At 66.6% G+C, this 23,239-nt stretch carries 16 protein-coding genes and 1 tRNA gene; 9 read left to right on the forward strand and 8 right to left on the reverse strand.

The window, feature by feature from the left end; translation table 11 throughout:
* Nucleotides 1-124: 124 nt before the first annotated feature.
* The 3 genes from CLV77_RS07575 to CLV77_RS07585 all read left to right on the forward strand — a co-directional run bounded on the left by CLV77_RS07575 (nucleotide 125) and on the right by CLV77_RS07585 (nucleotide 8,474).
* A complete protein-coding gene (locus CLV77_RS07575) occupies nucleotides 125-526 on the forward strand; it encodes a response regulator (RefSeq protein ID WP_076978551.1) in 402 nt (133 codons plus the stop codon).
* A gap of 75 nt (nucleotides 527-601) precedes the next feature.
* The gene (locus CLV77_RS07580; RefSeq protein WP_076978550.1) at nucleotides 602-6,427 is read left to right on the forward strand and encodes a HAMP domain-containing protein; all 5,826 of its coding nucleotides are present in this window, start codon (nucleotides 602-604) and stop codon (nucleotides 6,425-6,427) included.
* A complete protein-coding gene (locus CLV77_RS07585; RefSeq protein WP_158086728.1) occupies nucleotides 6,420-8,474 on the forward strand; it encodes a response regulator in 2,055 nt (684 codons plus the stop codon). Before CLV77_RS07580 ends, CLV77_RS07585 begins: the two co-directional genes overlap by 8 nt.
* Before the next feature lie 40 nt (nucleotides 8,475-8,514).
* On the opposite strand, the gene CLV77_RS07590 is transcribed toward CLV77_RS07585, so the two are convergent.
* Both CLV77_RS07590 and CLV77_RS07595 read right to left on the reverse strand, forming a co-directional pair.
* Nucleotides 8,515-9,861: a dihydrolipoyl dehydrogenase family protein gene (locus tag CLV77_RS07590; protein ID WP_076978548.1), complete on the reverse strand. Its 1,347-nt coding sequence runs from the start codon at nucleotides 9,859-9,861 to the stop codon at nucleotides 8,515-8,517.
* Nucleotides 9,862-9,921: 60 nt separating this feature from the next.
* Entirely contained in the window at nucleotides 9,922-10,353 is a 432-nt protein-coding gene (locus CLV77_RS07595) for a hypothetical protein (protein WP_233128129.1), read from the reverse strand.
* Between the two features lie 241 nt (nucleotides 10,354-10,594).
* On the opposite strand from CLV77_RS07595, the gene CLV77_RS07600 reads away from it, so the two are divergent.
* Nucleotides 10,595-11,215, forward strand: coding sequence for a TIGR02466 family protein (locus CLV77_RS07600; protein WP_076978547.1), 621 nt, complete (start codon nucleotides 10,595-10,597; stop codon nucleotides 11,213-11,215).
* Between the two features lie 39 nt (nucleotides 11,216-11,254).
* Here the strand turns inward: CLV77_RS07600 and CLV77_RS07605 are convergent, their stop codons facing one another.
* The 3 genes from CLV77_RS07605 to CLV77_RS07615 form a co-directional block, all read right to left on the reverse strand.
* A complete protein-coding gene (locus CLV77_RS07605) occupies nucleotides 11,255-12,145 on the reverse strand; it encodes a metallophosphoesterase (RefSeq protein WP_076978546.1) in 891 nt (296 codons plus the stop codon).
* Nucleotides 12,146-12,373: 228 nt separating this feature from the next.
* Nucleotides 12,374-13,078, reverse strand: coding sequence for an RlmE family RNA methyltransferase (locus tag CLV77_RS07610; RefSeq protein ID WP_076978545.1), 705 nt, complete (start codon nucleotides 13,076-13,078; stop codon nucleotides 12,374-12,376).
* A gap of 139 nt (nucleotides 13,079-13,217) precedes the next feature.
* Complete coding sequence (locus tag CLV77_RS07615) at nucleotides 13,218-14,336, reverse strand: Ppx/GppA phosphatase family protein (RefSeq protein WP_076978544.1); 1,119 nt, start codon at nucleotides 14,334-14,336, stop codon at nucleotides 13,218-13,220.
* Between the two features lie 334 nt (nucleotides 14,337-14,670).
* On the opposite strand from CLV77_RS07615, the gene CLV77_RS07620 reads away from it, so the two are divergent.
* Genes CLV77_RS07620 through CLV77_RS07630 form a run of 3 tightly spaced genes read left to right on the forward strand, consistent with a single transcriptional unit; the run spans nucleotide 14,671 to nucleotide 16,924 of the window.
* Nucleotides 14,671-14,967, forward strand: a complete 297-nt coding sequence (locus CLV77_RS07620; RefSeq protein ID WP_076978543.1) for a virulence factor — start codon at nucleotides 14,671-14,673, stop codon at nucleotides 14,965-14,967.
* A 25-nt stretch (nucleotides 14,968-14,992) separates the two neighbouring features.
* The gene (locus tag CLV77_RS07625; RefSeq protein WP_076978542.1) at nucleotides 14,993-15,931 is read left to right on the forward strand and encodes a methylenetetrahydrofolate reductase; all 939 of its coding nucleotides are present in this window, start codon (nucleotides 14,993-14,995) and stop codon (nucleotides 15,929-15,931) included.
* 6 nt (nucleotides 15,932-15,937) lie between these two features.
* Complete coding sequence (locus CLV77_RS07630; RefSeq protein ID WP_076978541.1) at nucleotides 15,938-16,924, forward strand: methyltetrahydrofolate cobalamin methyltransferase; 987 nt, start codon at nucleotides 15,938-15,940, stop codon at nucleotides 16,922-16,924.
* A 103-nt stretch (nucleotides 16,925-17,027) separates the two neighbouring features.
* Here CLV77_RS07630 and CLV77_RS07635 read toward each other — a convergent pair whose 3' ends face one another.
* Entirely contained in the window at nucleotides 17,028-18,242 is a 1,215-nt protein-coding gene (locus CLV77_RS07635) for a hypothetical protein (RefSeq protein WP_076978540.1), read from the reverse strand.
* Between the two features lie 183 nt (nucleotides 18,243-18,425).
* On the reverse strand, nucleotides 18,426-19,001 hold the full coding sequence (locus CLV77_RS07640) for a cytochrome P460 family protein (RefSeq protein ID WP_076978539.1): 576 nt from the start codon (nucleotides 18,999-19,001) through the stop codon (nucleotides 18,426-18,428).
* Nucleotides 19,002-19,275: 274 nt separating this feature from the next.
* Here CLV77_RS07640 and CLV77_RS07645 point away from each other — a divergent pair, with 274 nt between their 5' ends.
* Entirely contained in the window at nucleotides 19,276-21,327 is a 2,052-nt protein-coding gene (locus CLV77_RS07645) for an ASKHA domain-containing protein (RefSeq protein WP_076978538.1), read from the forward strand.
* 140 nt (nucleotides 21,328-21,467) lie between these two features.
* Nucleotides 21,468-21,541 (forward strand) — tRNA-Gly (locus tag CLV77_RS07650).
* A gap of 55 nt (nucleotides 21,542-21,596) precedes the next feature.
* On the opposite strand, the gene pgi is transcribed toward CLV77_RS07650, so the two are convergent.
* Entirely contained in the window at nucleotides 21,597-23,237 is a 1,641-nt protein-coding gene (gene pgi, locus CLV77_RS07655) for a glucose-6-phosphate isomerase (RefSeq protein WP_083707626.1), read from the reverse strand.
* Between the last annotated feature and the right edge of the window lie 2 nt (nucleotides 23,238-23,239).

Here is a 23,239-nt window from a genome sequence, read left to right on the forward strand (position 1 = left end):
TTCCGCCCCTGATGACACCGCGGCTGATTCCAATCTGGACGGCCTGCGAAGGGCGGCTTTCCTCGCCGGTGGACTCAGAGGACACACAAGGATAGAGGTCCATAAAAAGTGCGGACTCAAATAAATGCCCCAAACCCGCGAAAGCAATACCGTTACCAATATCCTTATTGTTGAGGATCAGATGGTAATTGCCTATTTCCTCGACGATCTTCTGGACGATCTGGGATATCGCGTTTCGGGAATCGCCCGCAACGGGCGCGAGGCCGAATCCATGGCCAAGGAAGAACGCCCCACCATCGCCATGGTCGACGTCAGCGTGGCCGCGGCGCGCGACGGGGTCGAGATTGCCCGCGACCTGGTCGAGAAATACGGCACCCGGATCATCTTCATGTCGGGCCATGACGACGTGGCCGACTGGCCCGAGGTCAAGGCCCTTCGCCCCGTGGCCGTGCTGGGCAAGCCCTGCCTGCCCGCCCATATCGAGGCCGCCCTGCGTGCGGCCGATGCCCCGGCCGCTTCTGCCTGAGATGCACACCCGCCTTCGAAATTATCCACGCCCTCCCGACCCGGGAGCGGCGCGCAATCGCTATGAGGTCCCCCGATGGAAAAGACGCTGAACACCGACCAGGCGACGCTGAAAGACAAACAGATCCTCGGGGCGCTGCGCGCCTTCCGGCGTGGAGAATTCGGAACGCGTCTGCCGGACGATCTGACCGGGACCGACGGCGAGATCGCCGAGGCGTTCAACGACGTCATCGCCAAGAACGAGGCGCTGACCAGCGAGCTCGCGCGCCTTCGCAAGGCCTTCGGGCGCGACGGGCGCACCAGCGAGCGGGCCAAGCTGGACAATGTCTCGGGCGGCTGGCGGCAAAGCATCGACTCGATCAACGAGCTGATCGGCGACACGGTGCAACAGACCGCCGAGATCTCGCGCGTGGTCAGCGCCGTGGCCCAGGGGGACCTGTCGCAGACCATGGTGCTGGAGGTGGACGGCCGCCCCCTGAAGGGTGATTTCCTGCGCGGCGCCAAGACCATCAACACCATGGTGGACCGGCTTGGCGTCGTCTCCTCCGAGGTGACGCGGGTGGCGCGCGAAGTGGGCACCGAGGGCAAGCTGGGCGGTCAGGCCAAGGTCAAGGGCGTCGCCGGCACCTGGAAGGACCTGACCGACAACGTGAACGCCATGGCCACGAACCTGACCGGCCAGGTCCGCAACATTGCCGAGGTCACTACGGCGGTTGCCCGGGGCGACCTGTCCAAGAAGATCACCGTCGACGTGAAGGGCGAGATCCTGGAGCTGAAGGACACGATCAATACGATGGTGGACCAGCTGAACTCCTTCGCCTCCGAGGTGACGCGGGTTGCCCGCGAAGTGGGCACCGAAGGCCAGCTGGGCGGCCAGGCCCAGGTCGAAGGCGTCGCCGGCACATGGAAGGATCTGACCGACAACGTGAACTCGATGGCCGGCAACCTGACGGTTCAGCTGCGCGACGTCTCCAAGGTCGCGACGGCCATCGCCAGCGGTGACCTGACCCAGAAGATCACCGTCGATGTGCAGGGCGAGATCCTGCAGATCAAGGATGTGATCAACACGATGGTCGATCAGCTGTCGTCCTTCGCCTCCGAGGTGACGCGCGTTGCTCGCGAGGTGGGCACCGAGGGCCAGCTTGGCGGCCAGGCCCAGGTCGAGGGCGTCGCCGGCACCTGGAAGGATTTGACCGACAATGTGAACGCGATGGCGACGAACCTGACGGGACAGGTGCGGAACATCGCCGAGGTGACGACCGCCGTTGCCCGGGGCGATCTGTCCAAGAAGATCACCGTCAACGTCCAGGGCGAGATCCTTGAGCTGAAGGACACGATCAACACGATGGTCGATCAGCTGTCGTCCTTCGCCTCCGAGGTGACGCGCGTAGCCCGCGAGGTGGGCACCGAGGGCCAGCTGGGCGGCCAGGCCCAGGTCGAGGGCGTCGCCGGCACCTGGAAGGACCTGACCGATAACGTGAACTCGATGGCCGGCAACCTGACGGTTCAGCTGCGGGATGTCTCCAAGGTCGCAACCGCCATCGCCAGCGGCGACCTGACCCAGAAGATCACTGTCGATGTGCAGGGCGAGATCCTTCAGATCAAGGACGTGATCAACACCATGGTCGATCAGCTTTCGTCCTTCGCCTCCGAGGTGACGCGCGTTGCCCGCGAAGTGGGTGGCGAGGGCAAGCTGGGCGTGCAGGCCCGGGTCGAGGGGGTCGATGGCACCTGGAAGGATTTGACCGACAACGTGAACTCAATGGCCGGTAATCTGACCGTCCAGCTGCGCGATGTTTCCAAGGTCGCGACGGCCATCGCCAGCGGCGACCTGACCCAGAAGATCACCGTCGATGTGCAGGGCGAGATCCTGCAGATCAAGGACGTGATTAACACCATGGTGGATCAGCTTTCGTCCTTCGCGTCCGAAGTCACGCGAGTGGCGCGCGAGGTGGGCACCGAGGGCAAACTGGGCGGCCAGGCCAAGGTGGAAGGTGTCGATGGCACCTGGAAGGACCTGACCGACAACGTGAACGCGATGGCGACCAACCTGACCGGACAGGTGCGCAACATCGCCGAGGTGACGACCGCCGTCGCCCGGGGTGACCTGTCGAAGAAGATCACCGTGGACGTTAAAGGCGAGATTGAGGAGCTGAAGGACACGATCAACACGATGGTGGACCAGCTTAACTCCTTCGCCTCGGAGGTGACGCGGGTGGCCCGCGAGGTGGGCACCGAGGGCAAGCTGGGCGGTGAGGCGCGCGTCGAGGGGGTCGGCGGCACCTGGAAGGACCTGACCCAGAACGTGAACGCGATGGCGACCAACCTGACTGGTCAGGTGCGCAACATCGCCGAGGTGACGACCGCGGTTGCGGGCGGCGACCTGTCCAAGAAGATCACCGTCGACGTGAAGGGCGAGATCCTGGAGTTGAAGAACACCATCAACACGATGGTGGACCAGTTGAACGGCTTTGCCTCCGAGGTGACGCGGGTGGCCCGCGAGGTGGGCACCCAGGGCAAGCTGGGGGGGCAGGCCAAGGTCGACGGCGTCGCCGGCACCTGGAAGGACCTGACCGACAACGTGAACATGATGGCGACCAACCTGACCAACCAGGTGCGCGGCATCGCCCAGGTCGTCACCGCGGTCGCGAACGGCAACATGAAGCGCAAGCTGACCGTGGACGCCAAGGGCGAGATCGCGGAACTGGCCGAGACCATCAACGGCATGATCGACACCCTGGCGACCTTTGGTGACCAGGTGACCGACGTGGCCCGCGAAGTGGGGATCGAGGGCAAGCTGGGCGGCCAGGCCAAGGTGCCCGGGGCCTCGGGCCTCTGGCGCGACCTGACCGACAACGTGAACCAGCTGGCCGACAACCTGACGACCCAGGTGCGCGCCATCGCCGAGGTGGCGACCGCCGTGGCCGCCGGCGATCTGACCCGCTCGATCACGGTGCAGGCCTCGGGCGAGGTCGCGGCGCTGAAAGACAACATCAACCAGATGATCGGCAACCTGCGCGAAACCACCAAATACAACGAAGAACAGGACTGGCTGAAAACCAACCTGGCCCGCTTCACCCGGATGATGCAGGGCGAGCGTGACCTGGTCACCGTCTGCAACCTGGTGATGTCCGAGATCGCACCGCTTATCGAGGTTCAGCACGGTGTGCTCTACGTTCTGCGCCACGAAACCGACAGCGCCTCGGGCGAGGAGGAGAAGGTCTTCGAGCTGACGGCCAGCTATGCCCTGAACGAGCGCAAGCACATCTCGAACACGGTGCGGATGCGCGAGGGTCTGATCGGACAATGCGCCTTCGAGCGTCAGCGCATCCTGCTGACCAACGTGCCCAGCGACTACGTGCGCATCAGTTCGGGCCTGGGAGAGGCACCGCCCCTCAACATCGTCGTCCTGCCCGTCATCTTCGAGGACGAGGTGCTGGCGGTGATCGAGCTGGCCTCCTTCACCCGCTTCACCGAGGTGCACCTGTCGATTCTGGACCAACTGGTGGAAAGCATCGGCATCGTTCTGAACACGATCGCGGCCGGCATGCGTACCGAGGAGCTTCTGAAACAGTCGCAGATCCTGACCCGCGAGCTGCAAAGCCAGCAGGAGGAGTTGACCAGCACCAACGACCGGCTCAAGCAGCAGGCGATGACCATGCGCCAGTCCGAGGAGCTTCTGAAATCCCAGCAGGAGGAGCTGCGGACCAAGAACGAGGAGCTTGAAGAAAAGGCTGTCCAGCTTCAGGCCGAGAAGCGCCAGGTCGAAGCGATCAACCGCGAGGTCGAGACCGCGCGCTCCTCGCTGGAGGAGAAGGCCGAACAGCTGGCACTGACCTCCAAATACAAGTCCGAATTCCTGGCCAACATGAGCCACGAGCTGCGCACGCCGCTCAACAGCCTGCTCATCCTGTCGAAGTTGCTGGCCGACAACGGGCGCGGCAACCTCGACCCCAAGCAGATCGAACAGGCCGGCACCATCCATTCCGCCGGCTCGGACCTGCTGCGCATGATCAACGACATCCTCGATCTGTCGAAGATCGAATCCGGCACGGTCGAGTTGGATATCGACGAGATGAAGTTCGAGCAGTTCGTCCGCCAGACCGAGCGCACCTTCCGCGAGGTGGCCGAGCAGAAGAAGGTCGATTTCGCGATCGAGGTCGACCCCGACCTGCCGGGCAGCATGAAGACCGACGCCATGCGCCTGCAACAGATCATCAACAACCTTCTGTCCAACGCCTTCAAGTTCACCGAGGACGGTTCGGTCATGCTGACGGTCGCGGCCCTGCGGCCCGAGGATGTTCCGGCCGGGCTTCAGACCCAGCTTGATGGCGACGGCGTCTGCTTCACCATCACCGACACGGGAATCGGCATCAGCCCGCAGCAGCAACAGATCATCTTCGAGGCCTTCCAGCAGGCCGACGGCACGACCAGCCGGCGTTATGGCGGCACGGGCCTGGGCCTGTCGATCAGCCGGGAACTTGCCTCGCTGCTGGGCGGGGAGATCCGGCTGACCAGCGAGGTCGGCGCGGGAAGCTCCTTCACCCTCTATCTGCCGCTGGAGCGCGAGGCCTCGGACCAGCCCCGCCGCAACCCGCAACCGGGCCTGAGCGAGGAGCGTCTTGATGCGCCATTGCTGGCCCACCGGGCACCCCCGCAACGCAGCGCGCCCCCCGTCCTTCCGGCCCCCGGGGTCCAGCCCTTCGCCGCGACCGACCGCCCGCTGATCATGATCGTCGAGGATGATCCGATCTTCGCCCAGATCCTTGGCGAGATTGCCGAGGAACAGGGCTTTGCCCATATGGTCGTGGTGCGCGGTCGCGACGTGATGGCGGCGATCCGGCAATATCGCCCGGCCGCCCTCAGCCTCGACATCCAGTTGCCCGACATCGACGGCTGGGCCCTTCTGGACATGCTGAAGAACGACGACAGCACCCAGCATCTTCCGATCCACGTGATCTCGGTCGTCGAGGATCAGAAACGCCTGCGGGCCCACATGGGCGCCGTGGAGTACAGCGGCAAGCCCGCCAGCCGGGAAGAGCTTGAAGCCGTGTTCTCAAGGCTGATGGATCTGATCCGCAGCAAGAAACGCTCGGTGCTGCTGGTCCGGTTCGGCAAGGCCCGCAGCGCGGGCGAGGATCTACTTGCCGGCCTGCCTGACGTGGATGTGAGCCGCGAAACACCCCGCAAGGCCGCGGCGGCCCTCGCGTCCACCCGTTATGATGCGGTGGTCCTGGCCGCCCCCCGGATTACGCGGGACCTGACTGCCCTGCTGGAGGCGCTGCCGGGTTCGAATGAGAACGACCGCACCCCCCTCGTGGTCGAGCTTGGCGAAGAGCCGGACGCAGATCAGGGCGAACTACTATCCGCCGCTGGTGCCGCGACCTTCGTCAATGCCGAGGACGAGGCCCCCGTCCACGACGAGCTTGTCCGCGCCCTGCGCCTGCCGATCGACACCCTGCCCGGCGAGGCGCGCGACCAGGTCGCCGCCATGCGCCAGCGCGAGCCCGCGCTTGCGGGGCTGAAAGTTGCCGTGATCGATGATGACGTGCGCAACATCTTCTCGCTGACGGCCCTTCTGGAAGAACAGGGCATGGAGGTGGTGCAGGCCGAAAACGGCCATGACGGCATCGAGCTTCTCAAGAACCACGAGGATATCTTCGCCGCCCTGATCGACATCATGATGCCGGGCATGGATGGCTATGAAACCATGCGCCGCATCCGCAAATCCAAGCGTTTCCAGGACCTGCCGTTGATCGCCATCACCGCCAAGGCGATGCCCGAGGACCGCGAGAAATGCTTCGAGGTGGGCGCGTCGGACTACCTCTCCAAGCCCGTGGACAATGACGAGCTTATCGCGGTGCTGCGCACCTGGCTCAAGCGCTCGGGCGAGAATGGGTAAGACGGTGGACCACGACATGTTGCAGGAAAGTGGCCATGACCCCGACGACCGCAAGGTCGCCCGGATCCTCGCAGTCGATGACGACGAGGGGAACCTGCTGGCCCTCGAGGGGATCCTGTCGGACCTCGGCCATCCCATCGTCTGCGTCACCTCGGGCGAGGATGCCTTGCGCCAGGTGCTGCGGAACGAGTTTGCCGTCATCCTTCTGGACGTGCGCATGCCCGGCATTGACGGCTACGAGACGGCCGAGCTGATCCGCAGCCGTTCGCGCAGCCGCAGCATCCCCATCATCTTCCTGTCGGGGGTCGACAAGGATCCGGCGAACCTGTTTCGCGGCTATTCCGCAGGCGCGGTCGACTATGTCTTCAAGCCGGTGGAGCCGACGGCCCTGCGCTCGAAGGTGTCGATCTTCGCCGATCTCTACAACCAGGCCCAGGAGATCCGCCGCCAGGCCGAGCATGAAAAGCGCCTGATGGCCGAGAACCTGCGGGTGAAGGCCCGCCAGATGGAGGTGGTCGAGGCGCTTGACCGCACCCGGATGCAGCAATCGCTGGTGATCGACACGCTGCCCATCGCCCTTTTCTCCGCCTCGTCGCGCGACGGCTACCGCTCGCGCACCTTTGTCGGGGGCAAGCTGGAAAGACTGATCGGCGGCCCGGCCGGGCAGATGGAGACCATCGGCGCGAACTGGATCGAGAATGTCTACGAGGCTGACCGCGACCGGCTGAGCGAGGCGATCGAGCTGGCGGTCAAGACGGGCCGGCTGGAAATCGAATACCAGTTCGATGGGCCCGGCGGCGAACGTCGCTGGTTGTTCGAGCGGGCCGCTATCCGGCAGGGCGACGACAACACGCCCGAAATGTACGGAATCCTCTCCGACATCACCAACCAGAAGCGCCTGGAAGAGCAGCTTGTCCACGCCCAGAAGATGGAAGCCGTGGGACAGATGAGTGGCGGCATCGCCCATGACTTCAACAACATGCTGAGCGTCATTATCGGCAGCCTCGACCGGGTCCTGGAAAAGGACGAGCTGGGCAACAAGACGCGCCGGCGGCTGGACCTGGCCATGCAGGCGGCCAACAGTTGCGCGGACCTGACCAAGCGCCTGCTGGGCTTTGCCCGGCGTCAGGCCCTCGACCCCCGGCCGATCCGGCTGAACGAGGAGCTGGCACGCTCGGAAGGGCTGTTCGAGCGTCTTTTGGGCAGTGCGGTCATCACCCGCATCGACTGCCCCGGGGACCTCTGGCCCGTCTATCTCGACCCCTCCCAGTTCGAGGCCGCCGTCGTCAACCTTGCCGTCAATGCCCGCGACGCCATGCCCGACGGGGGCAAACTGTCGATCACCGGCGAGAACGTGACCGTCGATGCCGCCGGGGCCGAGGCGCTCAACCTCGCGCCGGGCGAATACGTCCGCCTCGCGGTGAAGGACACCGGCATCGGCATGGACGAGGCGACACAGAAAAAGGCGCTGGAACCCTTCTTCACCACCAAGGATCCCGGCAAGGGCACCGGCCTTGGACTAAGCTCGATCTACGGATTTCTCCGCCAGTCCGGCGGCGGGCTGAAGATCGACAGCCAGCCCGGTCAGGGCACCACCATGAACCTTTTCCTGCCCCGCTCCCCCGAGACCGGGGCCGCGAAGAAAAGCGAGAAGGCCGGCAGCGTCCCGCGCCGCTTCAACGGCCTCAGGATCCTGGTGGTCGAGGACAATGACGAGGTGCGCGAGGTGGCGCAATCCATGCTTGAAGGGCTTGGATGCCAGGTGGAGACGGCGGCAAACGGCGATCTGGCCCTGGCGGCCTTCACCCGGCATTCGGACATCAAGGTCCTGTTCACGGACTGCGTGATGCCCGGAGAGGTGGATGGCGTCAAACTGGCCGATCTGCTGACCGACAAGGACGACGACCTAGCCGTGATCTTCACCTCGGGCTACCGCGGCTCGGAAGCGCCCGCGCCCAAGCACCGCTCGGTCTTCCTGCGAAAGCCCTACACCTCCGCCCAGCTGGCCGAAGCGCTGGCAAAGGTGCAGGAACAGCGACCGGGGTGAGCTCGGGCCCGCCCCCGTCAGGGGGCAGGGCACCGTCACGTCAGAACATCGACCCGATATCCGATGCCCCGGTGGGATAGGCCGCGGGCATTGATTTCAGCTGCCCGGCGCTCAGCCCCAGCTTGATCGCCAGCGAGAAGAAATTGATCAGCTCGGCGTAATGGGGCCCGAACATGTGGGCGCCAAGGATCCTGCCCTCGGGACCGATGATGATCTTCACCCCTGCCCGGGTCTCGCCCAGACGTTTTTGCGAAAACCAGCCCGAGGTGTCGGTGAACGTCACTTCGACCTTGCCGGTCTTGCGCGCCTCCTCCTCCAGCATGCCGACCCGCGCCAGTTCGGGGATCGTGAAGACCACGCTTGGCACCCCGGTGTAATCGGGCTCGGTCCGCTTGTCCTTGAGCATGTTCGACGCCGCGATCTTGCCTTCGAACACAGCCACCGGCGTCAGGGGCTTGCCGGGCGAGGCGGCGGCGTCGCCGGCGGCGAAGACGCGCGGGTTGGAGGTTGATTGCAGCCATGGGGTTACCTTGACGCCGCCGTCTTCGGTCGCGATGCCCGCCGCGTCCAGATCCAGCTTGTCGACCGCAGGCACGCGCCCTGCCCCGTGAACCACCAGATCGGCATCAAAGCCCCTCTCCTTGCCGTCCTGGCTGACGATCACCCGGTGGCCCGCGCCCGCGCCTTCGATGCGATCGGGCGTCACCTCGGGCACGATGGTGATGCCGGCGTCGCGGCTGCGGGCCAGCAGCATGTCCACGAGGTCAGGGTCGAACATCTTCAACTGGCGCGCGCCCCGGTCCAGGATCGTCACCTCTGCTCCCGCCCGGGCCGCGATATGGGCAAACTCGAACGAGACATAGCCGCCGCCCACGAAGACGATGCGACGCGGCAGTTCTTCGAGGTTCAGGAAATCGGTGCTGTTGATCAACCGGTCGGCGCCGGCGAAGTCCAGCGGGCGCGGCTTGGCGCCCGTGGCGATCAGCGCGTGGCGAAACGCGATCTCACCATGTCCCGCGATGTCGATCCGGTCCTTGGCGACGAAGCGGGCGCGGCCGTGCAGGGTGCGCACCCCGGCCTTCTTCAGCCCCGCCTCCATGTTCTCGGGGACCGGGTCGGTGAAGCTTTCCTTGTGCTTCATCAAGGCGGGCCAGTCGATGCGGGTTTCCCCCACAACGCCCTTGCCCGAGAGGAGCCGGGCGGCATCGACCGCTTCGGCCCCGGCGCGCAACATCTTCTTGGGGTCGCATCCGCGCAAGGCACAGGTGCCGCCGTAGGGCAGCGCGTCGACGATGGCGACGGACCAGCCGGCCTTGGCACATTTCCGTGCGGCGTTGATCCCGGCCATGCCGGCGCCGATGACGATCAGGTCGAGGGTCTCGGTCATCTCTGCTCCTTGGTCAAAGTGGCGTGTGGTTTCTGTGGCCGGTCCTGCCCGGACACTGGCTCAACGATACCGACCGAGGATTCGTTCACTTCCCCACCAGATCAGGGCCATGCCGCCCCCAGCGACCAAGCCAAGCCAGAGCCACCCAGATTCACCGAGAGGAACGATCCCCAGCCCGTGACCCAGCACCGGCAGGATCATCAGAAGCAGGAATGGCCCCGTGTAGCGGCAGTGAACACGACCGCAGCGGCGCGAATTCAGCACGCAGGCTCCGCCCATCCAGGCCAGCGCCAAGACCCAGATCAGGGTCTTGAGCAGGTCGGGCAGCGGGATGGCCAGGATCATCGCCCCGAGGGGTAGCCACCAGGCAAGAACGCTGCTGCGCGCGGTGTTCAGCAGGTCGGTCGCGGCGCGGCCTGCTGAGTGGGTCGGGGATTGTCCCTGTGCGGCGGGTTGTCGGGATGCGAGGCGGGGGGATGTGTGGGGGCTCATATAGGTTTTCCAGTCGGTTCGGGGGCGCAGCGGCTGCATGCTGTGCCGTTTCTCTTGGGTTATGGTGCGCGGCATCTCGGCCGCCCGATCGTCTCAACTGACAAGATGGGGTCTGTAGCCACTACAGGATCAAGGGGCGATACGCGCGAAAGGTTCTCGCGGCTTTGCGACGGTGGCGGCCGGAGGCCGGTGGCCAACGCGGCCTCTCGCCTCCGCCACGGGGTTGCGGTAGAACCGGGCCATGGCACAGATCGACTCGCTTTTCGTTACCCGTCTTTACCGTGCGGCCCTTGCCGAGCACGGCAAACCCGTCGACCCCGGTGAGCTGGAGGCCGCGTGCCTTTCCATCGCCGAGGATGACGAGGCCGGCCAGGACTGGTGCGAGGAAAATGGCTTTCCCGGTTACACGAGCTATGCCTCGCTGACCGACCTGCCGTGGCGTTTTCCGATCTTCGCGGACCTTGTGAAAGTGCTAGACAAGCATGTCGCGTCCTTTGCCAAGGACCTGGAATTTGACCTGGCCGACAAGAAGATCAAGCTTGATTCCCTGTGGATCAACATCCTGCCCGAGGGCGGCATCCACACCTCGCACCTGCATCCCCATTCGGTGATCAGCGGCACGACCTATGTGGCCATGCCGACCGATACCAGCGCCATCAAGTTCGAGGATCCGCGCCTTGCAATGATGATGGCCGCCCCCTCGCGCACCAAGGGCGCGCGGGCCGAGCTGCGCAATTTCATCTACGTCGCCCCCGAGGTCGGCGAGGTGCTGCTGTGGGAAAGCTGGCTGCGCCACGAGGTGCCCATGAACATGGCCGAGGACGACCGCATCAGCGTCAGCTTCAACTACGGCTGGGAATAATGCCGGCCGTTTAAACGCCGGCACTCGCCCGCACTGACCTCAATCCAGCACACGCAGATTGTCGGAATGCAGCCGCCGTTCCCCGCGCCAGCCGTAGACGCAGCCGCTTTCGGGATAGTCGAGGCAGGCCGTCACGGGCCCCTCAAGGCGCGGCGCGCCCTGCATCTTGTAATGTCCCATGAACACCGGCGGCGCGTCCTTCGGGTAGAAGGCGACCTCGTCGCTGCGGGGAACCAGCCCCTGGGGAAGCTCCTCGGGCCGGGGCACCGACAGGGCGGCGTCGCGCCAGGTGCGGGCGGAAGAGCGCCACCAGGCGATGCGCACCCGGTGCCGTTCCTGCCCGTGGGCGTCGTGAAAGCCGTGCCCTTCGGGCAGTGGCAGTTCGGGGCCTGTCACCAGGTTGTTGACCGCGCGGGCGAATGCGCTTTGCTCGGCCGCGATCTCGGGCAGGTCCTCTTCGGCCAGGCGCCCGTCTGGGCGGCGCGCGGCGATCAGGTCGATATCGGGTTGGGACCAGCAGGCGTGCACCAGGCGCAGCCCTCCCAGATCCAGCCACAGGGGCAAATCCAGGAACCATCGCGTCCAGTCCAGCGCCTCGGGGGTCGCGGTGCCGAAGCGGCGCACGAAGCTTCGGTGCTGGGCCTTGTTCTTCTCGTTGTGGCTGCGCAGGGCGACGCCATCGACACCGGTGCGGTGATAGAGGATGGCGTTCAGCTCGTGATTGCCCATGACCGCCACCGCGCCCTGTGCGACCTGTCGGCGGACCAGCGCCAACACCGCTGCGTCGTCGGGGTGGCTGGCGTCCTGTGAGGCGTCGATGAAGTCGCCCAGAAAGGCCTGCGGCACGTTCGGATCGCCCAGGTCAAGCAGGCGCCGCGCGCGGTCGATATCGGCGTGCAGATCGGGCACGATCGTCCAGGCATCAGCCATGGGGGCGCTCCTTGCAGACCGGGGGAAGGACGGAGATTTTCGTGCGGAACCGGCGCTCGCGCCAGTCCCGCATGCCACAAACACAAAGGGCCGTCCCGGGTTCCGGCGGATCGTCAAAAAAACTGGAAGGCGTCGACAATTCCATGGCTTGCCCGGTCATCCTTGTGCGGGTCCCGGGCGCAAACCAGGGCGCCCGCCGGGGGCCCGTGCGGCAAGGCGGGGGCGCCTTCAGCCCTTGAAGCCCGTGGCCACGACGAATTTTTCGGAGCTGTCCGAGCGGCTTGCCGGCGGCTTGACGTTGGCCACCTTGGCAAAGCGCTGTTTCAGCAGTTTCTGCAGGTCCCCCTCGGCGCCGCCGGCCAGCACCTTGGCGACGAAGGTGCCGCCCTCGTCCAGCACGTCGAATGCGAAATGCGCCGCCGCCTCGCACAGGGCGATGATGCGCAGGTGATCGGTCTGCTTGTGCCCCGAGGCCGAGGCCGCCATGTCCGACATCACCACGTCCGCCTTGCCGCCAAGCCAGCCCTTGACCTTCTCGTCGGCCTCATCCTCCAGGAAATCCAGCTGGTGGATCTCGGCCCCGGCGATGGGCTCGACCTCTTGCAGATCGACGCCGAGGACGGTGCCGACGGATTTGCCGCCCCGCTCGCCCAGGGCGTTGACGCGCTTGACCGCGACCTGGCACCAGCCGCCGGGCGCACAGCCCAGATCCACCACCCGTGCCCCGGGCACGAGGAAGCGGTACTTGTCATCCAGCTCGAGGATCTTGAAGGCGGCGCGCCCGCGGTAGCCCGCGTCGCGGGCAGCACGCACGTAGGGATCGTTCAGCTGCCGCTCCAGCCAGAGGGTCGAGGACAGGCGGCGGCCGCGCGCGCTTTTGACCTTGACCCGAAGGTCCCGCCGGCCACGTCCGCTTGTCTTCTTCTCGGTCATCGGAATGCCTTCTTGCCGGGCGGCAGAAGCGCCGCGCCTGCCGCGAAATATAGCCCGCAGGCCCCTGCCGCAACCCCGCGCGGTCGCGCCCGTCGGGCACCGGCGCGTAACGGCCCCGGAAGAGGCCCCGGAAGCGGACCTAGAACGGGCCGTCCTCGATCACGCCATCGGCGCTCATCTGGGCATAGAGAAGCCCCTCGCGCAGGCCCCGGTCGGCCACCGAAAGCCGGTCCGTGGGCCAGACCCGCAACAGCGCCTGCAGGATCGCGGCCCCGCTCATGATCAGCGCATGGCGGTCGCGGCCGATGCGCACGTCGGCGCGCCGCCCCTCGGGGCCCATGGCCAGGTAGCTCTGGATCACGCCGTCGATCTGGTCCGAGGTCATGCGCAGCCCATCGACCTTGTTGCGGTCATACCGCTTCAGCCCCAGGTGGCTGGCCGCGACCGTTGTGACCGTGCCGCTTGTGCCGATGATCTGGAACCCCTCGCGCACCCCGTCGGCGTCGCGATAGGGCGAGAAGCTGGCAAGGTTCTCCTCGAAGAACCAGCTCATCAGGGCGAAGCGCGCGGCGTCGTCCTGAACGTCCATGAACTGGTCCTTCAGCGTCGCCACCCCCAGCGGCACCGAGATCCAGTCGACCACCTTGGCGCCCGGCAGGTCGCTGTGAACGGCGGTAAAACCGGTGTGCAGGCGCATGATGGCGCGGGGCCGTTCGATCGGGGGAACGCGCGACAGGTCGATCCACACCAGCTCGGTCGAGCCGCCGCCGATGTCCATCACCAGAAGCTGCTCGGTCCGGGTCGACACCAGCGGCGCGCAGGAGACGACGGCCAGCCGCGCCTCCTCCTCGGGCTCGATGATATCCAGCCAGAAGCCGCATTCGCGGTGCACCAGCTTGATGAACTCATGGGCGTTGCTGGCCCGGCGACACGCCTCGGTTGCGACAAGGCGCATCCGTTGGACGTTGTGGCGCGAGAGCTTCTTCTGACAGATCTTCAGCGCGCCCACGGCCCGGGCCATGGAGCTGCGGGACAACTGGCCGGACGCCTCCAGACCGGTGCCAAGCTGGACCGATTTCGAGAAGCTGTCGACCACGTGAAGCTGGGTGCCCTTCGGCTGAGCGATGAGCATCCTGCACGAGTTCGTTCCAAGATCCAGCGCCGCGTAAAGGTCGGCCGGATCAGGGTTTGTCTTTGGCGCAGGGCGCTCGACCGCGGTGGGGAACGGCCGTGCGCCAGCGGGCCGTCTGGGTGCCATGTCGGCTCCAATCCTGAGTTGTGTTCAGCGTAGTGCCCGGGCGTGTCGCGTGCAAGCCCGGCCTCGCGTCATCCGCCCCGGTCGGAGCCTTCGCGCCGAGGGGGATGGCGGTGCCATTCCCCGTCCCGTTCACAAAGATGATGAAAAGAATTCAGACCCCTTGCGCCGCTCGGCGCTGGCCCGCGGGCGGGGGTTTGGGTATGGGTTTGAGGCCCGCGGTGAGCAGCCGCCGTCAGGGCACGGGTCGTTGCAAGGCGCCGTTGGGTCGAAATCGGACATCGGCGGCGACCGGCAAGGGCCTACACCCGAAGGCGTTGCGAAAAGGATTCGACACATGCCCGACGTCACCATCGTCTTTTGGCGCGACATTCCGGCCCAGGTCATCGTTGGCAAGGGCCGTCGCGGATCGAAGATGCCCCTGCCCGAGCGTTTCGAGCAGGCGATCGACCGCTGCGCCATGAAGATCGGTGCCAAGGATAGCGATTCCTACATGGCGGACTGGCGCAAGGCCGGCTCCTATCCCGTGGAAGGAGAGGCAGACGTGGTGGCCAAGGCGGAAGCGGATCGGATCGCAACGGAATATGACACCGACAGGCTGCGCCAACTCATCGAGAATGATGGCTGGGCCTGACCGCAATCGGATATGGAGAGCTGCGATGGCCCTGCTTCAGTTCAGCCGGAAGACCGGCACCGCCACCCTGCCCCGGCCCACCCCTGAGATGGAGGCGCTTCTGAAGGGCTTCTCGATCGAGGTGATGCCGCGCACCGCCGCCAAGGTCGAGCATTTCGCCGAGCTTCTGCCGGCGGGCACCCGGGTCTACATCGCCCATATCGACGGCACCTCCATCGACGAGATGGTGCTGACCGCGCGCCGACTGGCCAGCGAGGGGTTCGAGGTGATGCCGCATTTCCCCGCGCGCATCATCCCCGACACCGCGACCCTGGCCGACTGGATCGCCCGCTACCAGGGTGAAGCCGGTGTCCGCGAGGCGCTTTTGCTGGGCGGCGGCGTCAGCAGCCCCGCCGGCGAGTTCGACAATTCCATGCAGCTCATGGAAACCGGCCTTTTCGACAAGGCCGGCTTCACCCGTCTGCACGTGGCCGGCCACCCCGAGGGCAACCGCGACATCGACCCCGACGGATCGGACCGAAACGTGCTTGAGGCACTGCGCTGGAAGCAGGCCTTCAGCGAGCGCAGCGATGCCGAAATGGCCGTCGTCACCCAGTTCGTGTTCGAGGCCGACCCGGTCATCGCCTGGGCCGAGCGTCTGCGCGCCGAGGGGATCGACCTGCCGCTGCACATCGGGGTCGCCGGCCCCGCAAAGCTTCAGACCCTGATCAAATTCGCCGTGGCCTGCGGCGTCGGTCCCAGCCTGCGCGTGCTTCAGCGCCGGGCGCGGGACGTTACCCGCCTTGTCCAGCCTCACGAGCCCACCGAGGTGTTGGCGGGGCTGGCAGCCCATCGCGCGGCCAACCCGGACAGCAACATTCGCAACATCCACTTCTTTCCCCTGGGCGGCATTGCGGCAAACGGTCAATGGACGACCGAAAACGCCGGCAGCTCGGGCATTCCCGCAATACAAAAACAAGGATAATTCTCAATGGTGCGCACTGTCGTCGAATCCAAGACCAAGACCGTCGTCATCGGCTTTGACGAGCCCTTCTGCGTGATCGGTGAACGCATCAATCCCACCGGGCGCAAGAAGCTGGCGGCCGAGCTGGAATTGGACGATTTCTCGACCGTCGAGCGTGACGCGATCGAACAGGTCGCCTGCGGCGCGATGGTGCTGGACGTGAACTCGGGCGCGGTCTTCACCAACAAGATGGCCGAGGATCCCCGCTACGCCGACAACAACTTTGTCGAGCCGACGCTGATGCCCGAGATGGTGCGCCGGATCCAGGCCATCGTCGATGTGCCTCTGTGCATCGACAGCTCGGTCCCCGGTGCGCTGGAAAACGGGCTTGAGGCCGCCGAGGGCCGGCCGCTTCTGAACTCGGTCACCGGCGAGGAGGAGCGTCTGGAACTGGTGCTGCCGCTGGTCAAGAAATACAACGTCCCCGTGGTCGCGATCAGCAACGACGACACCGGCATTTCCGAAGACCCCGAGGTGCGCTTTGCCGTCGCCAAGAAGATCGTGGAGCGGGCCGCCGATTTCGGCATTCCCGCCCATGACATCGTGGTCGATCCGCTGGTCATGCCCGTCGGCGCCATGGCCTCGGCCGGTCAGCAGGTCTTTACCCTGGTGCGCCGTCTGCGCGACGAGCTGGGCGTCAACACCACCTGCGGCGCCTCGAACGTCAGCTTCGGCCTGCCCAACCGCCACGGGATCAACGCGGCCTTCCTGCCGATGGCGATCGGCGCTGGCATGACCTCGGCCATCATGAACCCTATCCGCGCGGTCGAGATGGAGGCCGTCGCGGCCGCCAACTTCCTGATGAACCACGATCCCAACGGCGGCAACTGGATCCGGCTTGCCCGGGTGCTGGAAGCCGTCAAGGAAGGGGCCAGCTTCGCCGAGGCTTCGAAGGCGGCACAGGAAGCAGGCGCGGCCGGCGGTCGTGGCGGGCGCCGGCGCCGCCGGGGCTGACATGCTTGGCGGTCCGGGAATGGCCCGCCCCTGAGACATGAGAAAACCCGCCCCGCGTGGCAGCGCGTGGGCGGGTTTTTCCGTTCGTGGGCCGTGATGCCGGTCAGGCTGTGGCGGCGCCGGCCTTGTCCATGCCGGCGCCGGGTGCCTGCCTGCCGTCCCGACCGACGGTTCGGCTGCGTGCATAAAGCCCGTAGAACTCGGCATACCCCCCGTCGGGGGACCATTCGTCCAGGTGCACCTCGCGCAGGAAGCGCGCGACCAGGATACGCGGGGTCTTGTCCAGGCCCTGGGCCAGGGCCCAGGCGGCCCAGCGATTGGCGGCAGCCTGAGTGCCCGCACGCGCCACCAGGTCGGTCAGCGAGCGGCTGATCCGCTCATGGCTGAAGCCGGGAATGCGCCGCGGGTCGAGGTAAAGCGACAACCGCGCCGCTATCCGCCCGTAAGCCCCCTCGCCCAGAACCGGCGCCGTGGCGCGCAGCGCCCGCTCGGCCAGCGCCTCGACATCTTCCATCGTGCCATACCAGCCCGGCATGAGGTGAAGCGCGCGCTGTTCGAACGGGTAGCAGTCTGTCGGATTGACCATGACCCAGCGCGAGAAGCGATCCGACAGGGCCGCCGGCGGGTTCGGCTGGACGAAACCGCACATGTAAACCGCCTCGGCCATGTAGCTGCTGAGGCCCGCGTCGGGGTCGGCCTGGCGCAAAAGCCCCTCGGCCTCCTGAAGCATGGCGTGGAAGGCGCCGGTGCCCTCCTCGGTGGCGGGGCGCCCGGCCAGCGCGCCCTGGGCGGCCCAACCGGCCTCGATCAGGGCCAGTGCGGTCAGCGAAAGGATTTCGGACGAGCCGTCGGCGCCGCGGGCGGCGGCGCGGAACGGGGCCAGAAGCCGCTCGACCGCGCGCATCTCGGCGCGCTTGCCCCAGGGGGCGCGCACCGCCTGCCGGATCGGCGCGACAGCGGCCTCGACCACGACATGGGACAGGCGCTGCCCGTCTCCGTAAAGACGCTCGTCCTCCTCGGCACGGCGCATCAGCTCGGCCAGCTCGTCCCAGCGGTTCTCGTTCATCAGGCGGCGCACCAGGCGGGGCACTTCGCCCTCGCGGCCGACGGCCGGATCCCCCTGGCGGATAGGCAGGCCCGAACGGAACTGCCCCGCACGCGCCCGGCGGGCACGCGGCAGCAGTTGCCCCATGAGATCCCTGAAGACCCTGCGGCCAAGTCCGAAGGCGATCGCCAGGAAAATCACGGCGAAAACAAGCGACGCCTGCTCAAGATCGTCCGGCGAAAGGGCCAGATCCGGCAATGTGAAGCCACGCATCGATTCGGTCCTACCAGTTCCTAATGCGGTGGAAGGCTCTTATGCACCTGTGTCCGAACTGCGGCAGGATCGGGGCCATTCTGGATCGCCTCGGCCCACCGTGTCCTGGACATCCCCATAATAAAAAGCGCCCCCGGCGAAGCGGAGGCGCTTTTCGTCAAGCTTCGTCAACGCCCGGGTGCGTCATTTCCCGGGCATCACCACCCTGTCGCTGGTAAAGAGCATGTCATCGCCATCGGCGCCCACATGGCAGGCGATGCAACCCTGGTCGGCGCCCTTCGCGACCCGGCCGGCAAGCTGCATGCCCTTGGGGTTCTTGTCGAGCGTGCCGTCGGGCAGGTACTTGGCCCAGAACCAGTCCTTGTTCTCGGGGTCATAGCCTTCCTCGCGGCGGAACATGACGGTGATCGCGCCAAGGTGCTTCTCGGGCTCGGAGAGGACTTGCATCGCCTCGACACCCTCGGGGCCATAGTTGCGCTTGACCACAAGCTGACCCTCGTGCCCCTCGATGGTGGCGGTGGTGTAGAAGGTCTCGAGCATCATGCCGTGGGGATCGGTCCCCTCGTAGGGCACCGACATAATCGCCCCGTCGCCCACCAGCTTGCCTGCGGCCATCACCTCCCAGATAAGCTTGGCATAATCGGCGTCGGCCTCGGTCCCGAAAGGCGCGTCCTGCGCCGTTGCGGGCGTCATCGCTGCCGCGAACCCCATGGCCAGCACCCCTGCTGCGGCCGCCCTCGCGCGTGTTGAAATGGTCATTCCCGTATCTCCCCTTCGTATTCATCGCTTTGAATTGTCGCGTAGGATCAGCGTAACCCAACCTTCCCGCGCGGGTGGGTCACATCCCCCCGGCCCAAGGTCACTTCCACGACAGACGGGCGTGAGGCGGACCGGCGCGGAGGCCCGAGGCGCGCGGCGCCGCGGCCCGCTCGCCCTCCGTGTCGCCAAAGCCCTATCGGGGGGCGTGTTCCGCCTTTAACTTGGCGCCTCAATCCCTATTGTCGCGCCAGAGAACACTGGAACGGATGATCCCATGAGCGACGACGCCCTCGTCATTTTCACCCCCTCGGGCAAACGCGGCCGCTTTGCCAAGGGCACGCCCGTGCTGACGGCCGCGCGGCAGCTGGGCGTGGATCTGGACAGTGTCTGCGGCGGCCGTGGCATCTGTTCCAAATGCCAGGTCGCGCCGGCCTACGGGTCGTTCCCAAAGCACGGGGTGACGGTGACCGAGGAGGCGCTGAGCCCGTTCAACGCGGTCGAGCGGCGATATGACGAAAAGCGCGGCCTGAAACCCGGGCGGCGGCTGGGGTGCCAGGCACAGATCCAGGAAGACGTGGTGATCGACGTGCCGCCCGAAAGCCAGGTGCACCGCCAGGTGGTGCGCAAGGCGGCCTCGACCCGGACCATCGTGATGGACCCTGCGACACGCCTTTACTACGTCGAGGTGCGCGAGCCCGACATGCACGACCCTTCGGGCGACTTCCAACGCCTGTCCGAGGCGCTGGAAAGCCAGTGGCAGATCGCCGGTCTGCGGGCCGCGCCCTCGCTTCTGCGGCGGTTGCAGCCGGTCCTGCGCAAGGGAGGCTGGGCGGTGACGGTGGCGGTCTTCCAGCCCCATGACGGATCGGCGCCGCAGCTTCTGGACCTATGGCCCGGGTTCGACGACAGCCCGCTCTACGGGCTTGCGATCGACCTCGGTTCAACCACGATCGCGGCCCATCTGTGCGACCTGGGCGACGGCCGGGTCGCGGCCTCGGCCGGCATCATGAACCCCCAGATCCGCTTCGGCGAGGATCTGATGAGCCGCGTCAGCTACGCGATGATGAACCCCGGCGGCGACCGCGAGATGACCCAGGCCGTGCGCGACGCGCTGAACACCCTGACGGCCGAGATCGCGACCGAGGCCGGCGTCGATCCGCGCCGCATCCTCGAGGCGGTCTTCGTCTGCAACCCGGTGATGCATCACCTGCTGTTGGGCATCGACCCGGTGGAGCTGGGCCAGGCGCCCTTTGCGCTGGCCACCTCGGACGCGCTTTCCCTGCCCGCCCGCGACCTGGAGCTGGACGCAATGAACGACGCGGCCCAGGTCTATGTCCTGCCGTGCATCGCGGGCCACGTCGGCGCCGATGCCGCCGCCGTCGCCCTGTCGGAAGAGCCTCACAAATCCGAGGACCTAGTGTTGGTCGTGGACGTGGGCACCAATGCCGAGATCCTGCTGGGCAGCCGCGAGAAGGTGCTGGCCTGTTCCTCGCCCACCGGCCCGGCCTTCGAGGGGGCCCAGATTTCCAGCGGTCAGCGCGCCGCCCCCGGTGCCATCGAGCGGGTCGAGATCGACCCCGACACCAAGGAGCCGCGCTTCCGCATCATCGGCTCGGAACTCTGGTCAAACGATCCGGGCTTTGCCGAGGCGGCCGGCGCGCTGGGCATCTCGGGGATTTGCGGCTCGGGCATCATCGAGGCCGTGGCCGAGATGCGCATGGCGGGGCTGGTCGATCCCTCGGGGCTGATCGGATCGGCCGAGCAGACGGGCAGCGCCCGGATGATCCCCGACGGTCGCACTCATTCCTACGTGCTGCACGACGGGCGCGACGAGGGCGGGCCGCTGATCACGGTAACCCAGGGCGATATCCGGGCGATCCAGCTGGCCAAGTCGGCGCTTTATGCCGGCGCGCGCCTGCTGATGGATGAGCTGGGCGTCGATGCGGTGGACCGCATCGTGCTGGCGGGGGCCTTCGGCGCGCATATCTCGCCGCGCCACGCCATGGTGCTGGGCATGATCCCCGACGCGCCGCTCGACAAGGTCAGCTCGGCCGGGAACGCGGCGGGCACCGGGGCGCGCATCGCCCTGTGCAACCGCGCCGCCCGCTCCGAGATTGAGGCTGTGGTCGAACGTATCCACAAGGTCGAAACCGCCATCGAGCCGCGCTTTCAGGAGCATTTCATCGCCGCCAACGCCATTCCCCATGCAACCGCGCCCTTCCCGCACCTGAGTGCCGTGGTCAGCCTGCCCCAGGTCGCCTTCGGCGCCTCGGGCGGGGGCGGCGGTGGTGCGGCGGGGGGCGGCCGGCGGCGCCGGCGGCGCTAGGGCCCTGAAAACTCGCCTCCGGCGGGGATATTTTCGCGACAATGAAGGAGAGGGTGGATTGCGGCCTTCGCCGCGCCGGGTATGCCCCCTCGCTTCCCCGCTTGACGGCGCCGCCGCGCTGGCTTAGCCATCTGCCACGCGCGGGTGTAGCTCAATGGTAGAGCAGCAGCTTCCCAAGCTGACGACGAGGGTTCGATTCCCTTCACCCGCTCCAGCCCCCATCCCCAGCAGATCCGAAGGCCCGCCGCCGCGGCGGTGACGCGCGCCGTTCAGCCGCGCAGGTAGTCCAGCAGCGCCCGGGTCGATCCGTCCTTGGAGGAGGCATCCGCCCCCTCGACCATCGGCAGCAGCGCGGTCGCCAGTTCCTTGCCCAGCTCCACCCCCCATTGATCGAAGGAGTTGATGCCCAGGATCACCCCCTCGACGAAGACGCGATGTTCGTAAAGGGCGATGATCTGGCCCAGCACCTGCGGCGTAAGCTGCGGGTAGAGAAGCGTGGTCGACGGCCGGTTTCCCGGAAAGACCCTGTGGGCGGCCTGCATCTCCAAAGCCGCGCCCTCGTGACCGGCCTTGCGCATCAGCGCCCGGGCGGTGTCCAGGTCGCGGCCCAACATCAGAGCCTCGGACTGGGCCAGGCAATTGGCGATCAGCAGGTCATGGTGATTGGCAAGCTCGGGCTCGAACCCCTTGCGGGCAACCATGAATTCGCATGGCACCGGCGTCGTGCCCTGATGGATGAGCTGGTAGAACGCATGCTGCCCGTTGGTTCCCGGCTCCCCCCAGACCACGGGGCCCGAGACCATGTCGAGCGCCGCGCCCTCCATGGTCACGCGCTTGCCGTTGCTCTCCATCTCCAGCTGCTGAAGATAGGCCGGCAGGCGCAGCAGGCGCTGTTCATAGGGCAGCACCGCGCGGGTCGGATAGCCCATCACCTGGTGGTGCCACATGCCCACAAGGGCCAGCATCACGGGCATGTTGTCCTTGGCCGGGGCCTCGCGGAAATGGCGGTCCATGGCGTGCCCGCCCGAGAGGAAGGCGCGGAAATCCTGCGGCCCGATCGCCAGCATCACCGGCAGGCCGATCGGCCCCCAGACCGAATAGCGCCCGCCGACCCAATCCTCGAACCCGAAGACACGGGAGGGATCGATGCCGAATTCGCCGGTCTTGTCGGTGGCCGATGACAGGGCCGCGAACTGACTGGCGGGATCGTCCACCTTGCCCGCCATCCACTCCCGCGCCGAGCGGGCGTTGGTCATCGTCTCGATGGTGGTGAAGGTCTTGGAGGCCACGATCACGAGCGTCCGCGTCGGGTCCAGCCCGCGCAGGGTGTCGGCCAGATGGGCGCCATCCACGTTCGAGACGTAATGCACCCGCGGCCCGTCGTGGTAGGGCGCCAGCGCCAGCGTCGCCATCACCGGCCCCAGGTCCGAGCCGCCGATGCCGATGTTGACCACGTCGGTATAGGCCCCGCCCTGCCCCGCGATCCTGCCCGCGCGAACATCCCGCGCGAAGGCTTCCATGCGGTCCAGCGTCTCGTGGACCTCAGCCATCACGTCCTGCCCATCGACCTGCACGCCCTCACGGTCGGGATTGCGCAGGGCCGGGTGCAGAACGGCGCGATCCTCGGTCCGGTTGATGCGTTCGCCGGTGAACATGGCCTCCCGCCTGCCGGCGAGGTCGTGGACCGCGACCAGCTCCAGCAGAAGGTCGCGGGCGGCGGGGTCGATCGCGGTCTTGGAATAGTCGAAGAGCATGTCGAGCGCGCGGACCGAAAAATCCCCGGCCCGTGCGTCGCCCCCGGCACCGGATCCTCCCGACCCCTCGAAAAGCTGGGCTATCGGGCGGGCCGTGCGGCCAGCACGGTCGAGATCGTTCCAGATCTTGGCGTCGGGGCGGGTCGTGGTGGTCATGC

The organism is Brevirhabdus pacifica (assembly GCF_002797755.1).
GTDB classification, from domain to species: domain Bacteria; phylum Pseudomonadota; class Alphaproteobacteria; order Rhodobacterales; family Rhodobacteraceae; genus Brevirhabdus; species Brevirhabdus pacifica.

Bases quoted from the DNA above. Each gene is read 5' to 3' on its own strand.
- CLV77_RS07575 (WP_076978551.1), top strand. From the start codon at position 125: ATGCCCCAAACCCGCGAAAGCAATACCGTTACCAATATCCTTATTGTT.
- CLV77_RS07580 (WP_076978550.1), top strand. From the start codon at position 602: ATGGAAAAGACGCTGAACACCGACCAGGCGACGCTGAAAGACAAACAG.
- CLV77_RS07585 (WP_158086728.1), top strand. From the start codon at position 6,420: ATGGGTAAGACGGTGGACCACGACATGTTGCAGGAAAGTGGCCATGAC.
- CLV77_RS07590 (WP_076978548.1), bottom strand. From the start codon at position 9,861: ATGACCGAGACCCTCGACCTGATCGTCATCGGCGCCGGCATGGCCGGG.
- CLV77_RS07595 (WP_233128129.1), bottom strand. From the start codon at position 10,353: ATGAGCCCCCACACATCCCCCCGCCTCGCATCCCGACAACCCGCCGCA.
- CLV77_RS07600 (WP_076978547.1), top strand. From the start codon at position 10,595: ATGGCACAGATCGACTCGCTTTTCGTTACCCGTCTTTACCGTGCGGCC.
- CLV77_RS07605 (WP_076978546.1), bottom strand. From the start codon at position 12,145: ATGGCTGATGCCTGGACGATCGTGCCCGATCTGCACGCCGATATCGAC.
- CLV77_RS07610 (WP_076978545.1), bottom strand. From the start codon at position 13,078: ATGACCGAGAAGAAGACAAGCGGACGTGGCCGGCGGGACCTTCGGGTC.
- CLV77_RS07615 (WP_076978544.1), bottom strand. From the start codon at position 14,336: ATGGCACCCAGACGGCCCGCTGGCGCACGGCCGTTCCCCACCGCGGTC.
- CLV77_RS07620 (WP_076978543.1), top strand. From the start codon at position 14,671: ATGCCCGACGTCACCATCGTCTTTTGGCGCGACATTCCGGCCCAGGTC.
- CLV77_RS07625 (WP_076978542.1), top strand. From the start codon at position 14,993: ATGGCCCTGCTTCAGTTCAGCCGGAAGACCGGCACCGCCACCCTGCCC.
- CLV77_RS07630 (WP_076978541.1), top strand. From the start codon at position 15,938: ATGGTGCGCACTGTCGTCGAATCCAAGACCAAGACCGTCGTCATCGGC.
- CLV77_RS07635 (WP_076978540.1), bottom strand. From the start codon at position 18,242: ATGCGTGGCTTCACATTGCCGGATCTGGCCCTTTCGCCGGACGATCTT.
- CLV77_RS07640 (WP_076978539.1), bottom strand. From the start codon at position 19,001: ATGACCATTTCAACACGCGCGAGGGCGGCCGCAGCAGGGGTGCTGGCC.
- CLV77_RS07645 (WP_076978538.1), top strand. From the start codon at position 19,276: ATGAGCGACGACGCCCTCGTCATTTTCACCCCCTCGGGCAAACGCGGC.
- pgi (WP_083707626.1), bottom strand. From the start codon at position 23,237: ATGACCACCACGACCCGCCCCGACGCCAAGATCTGGAACGATCTCGAC.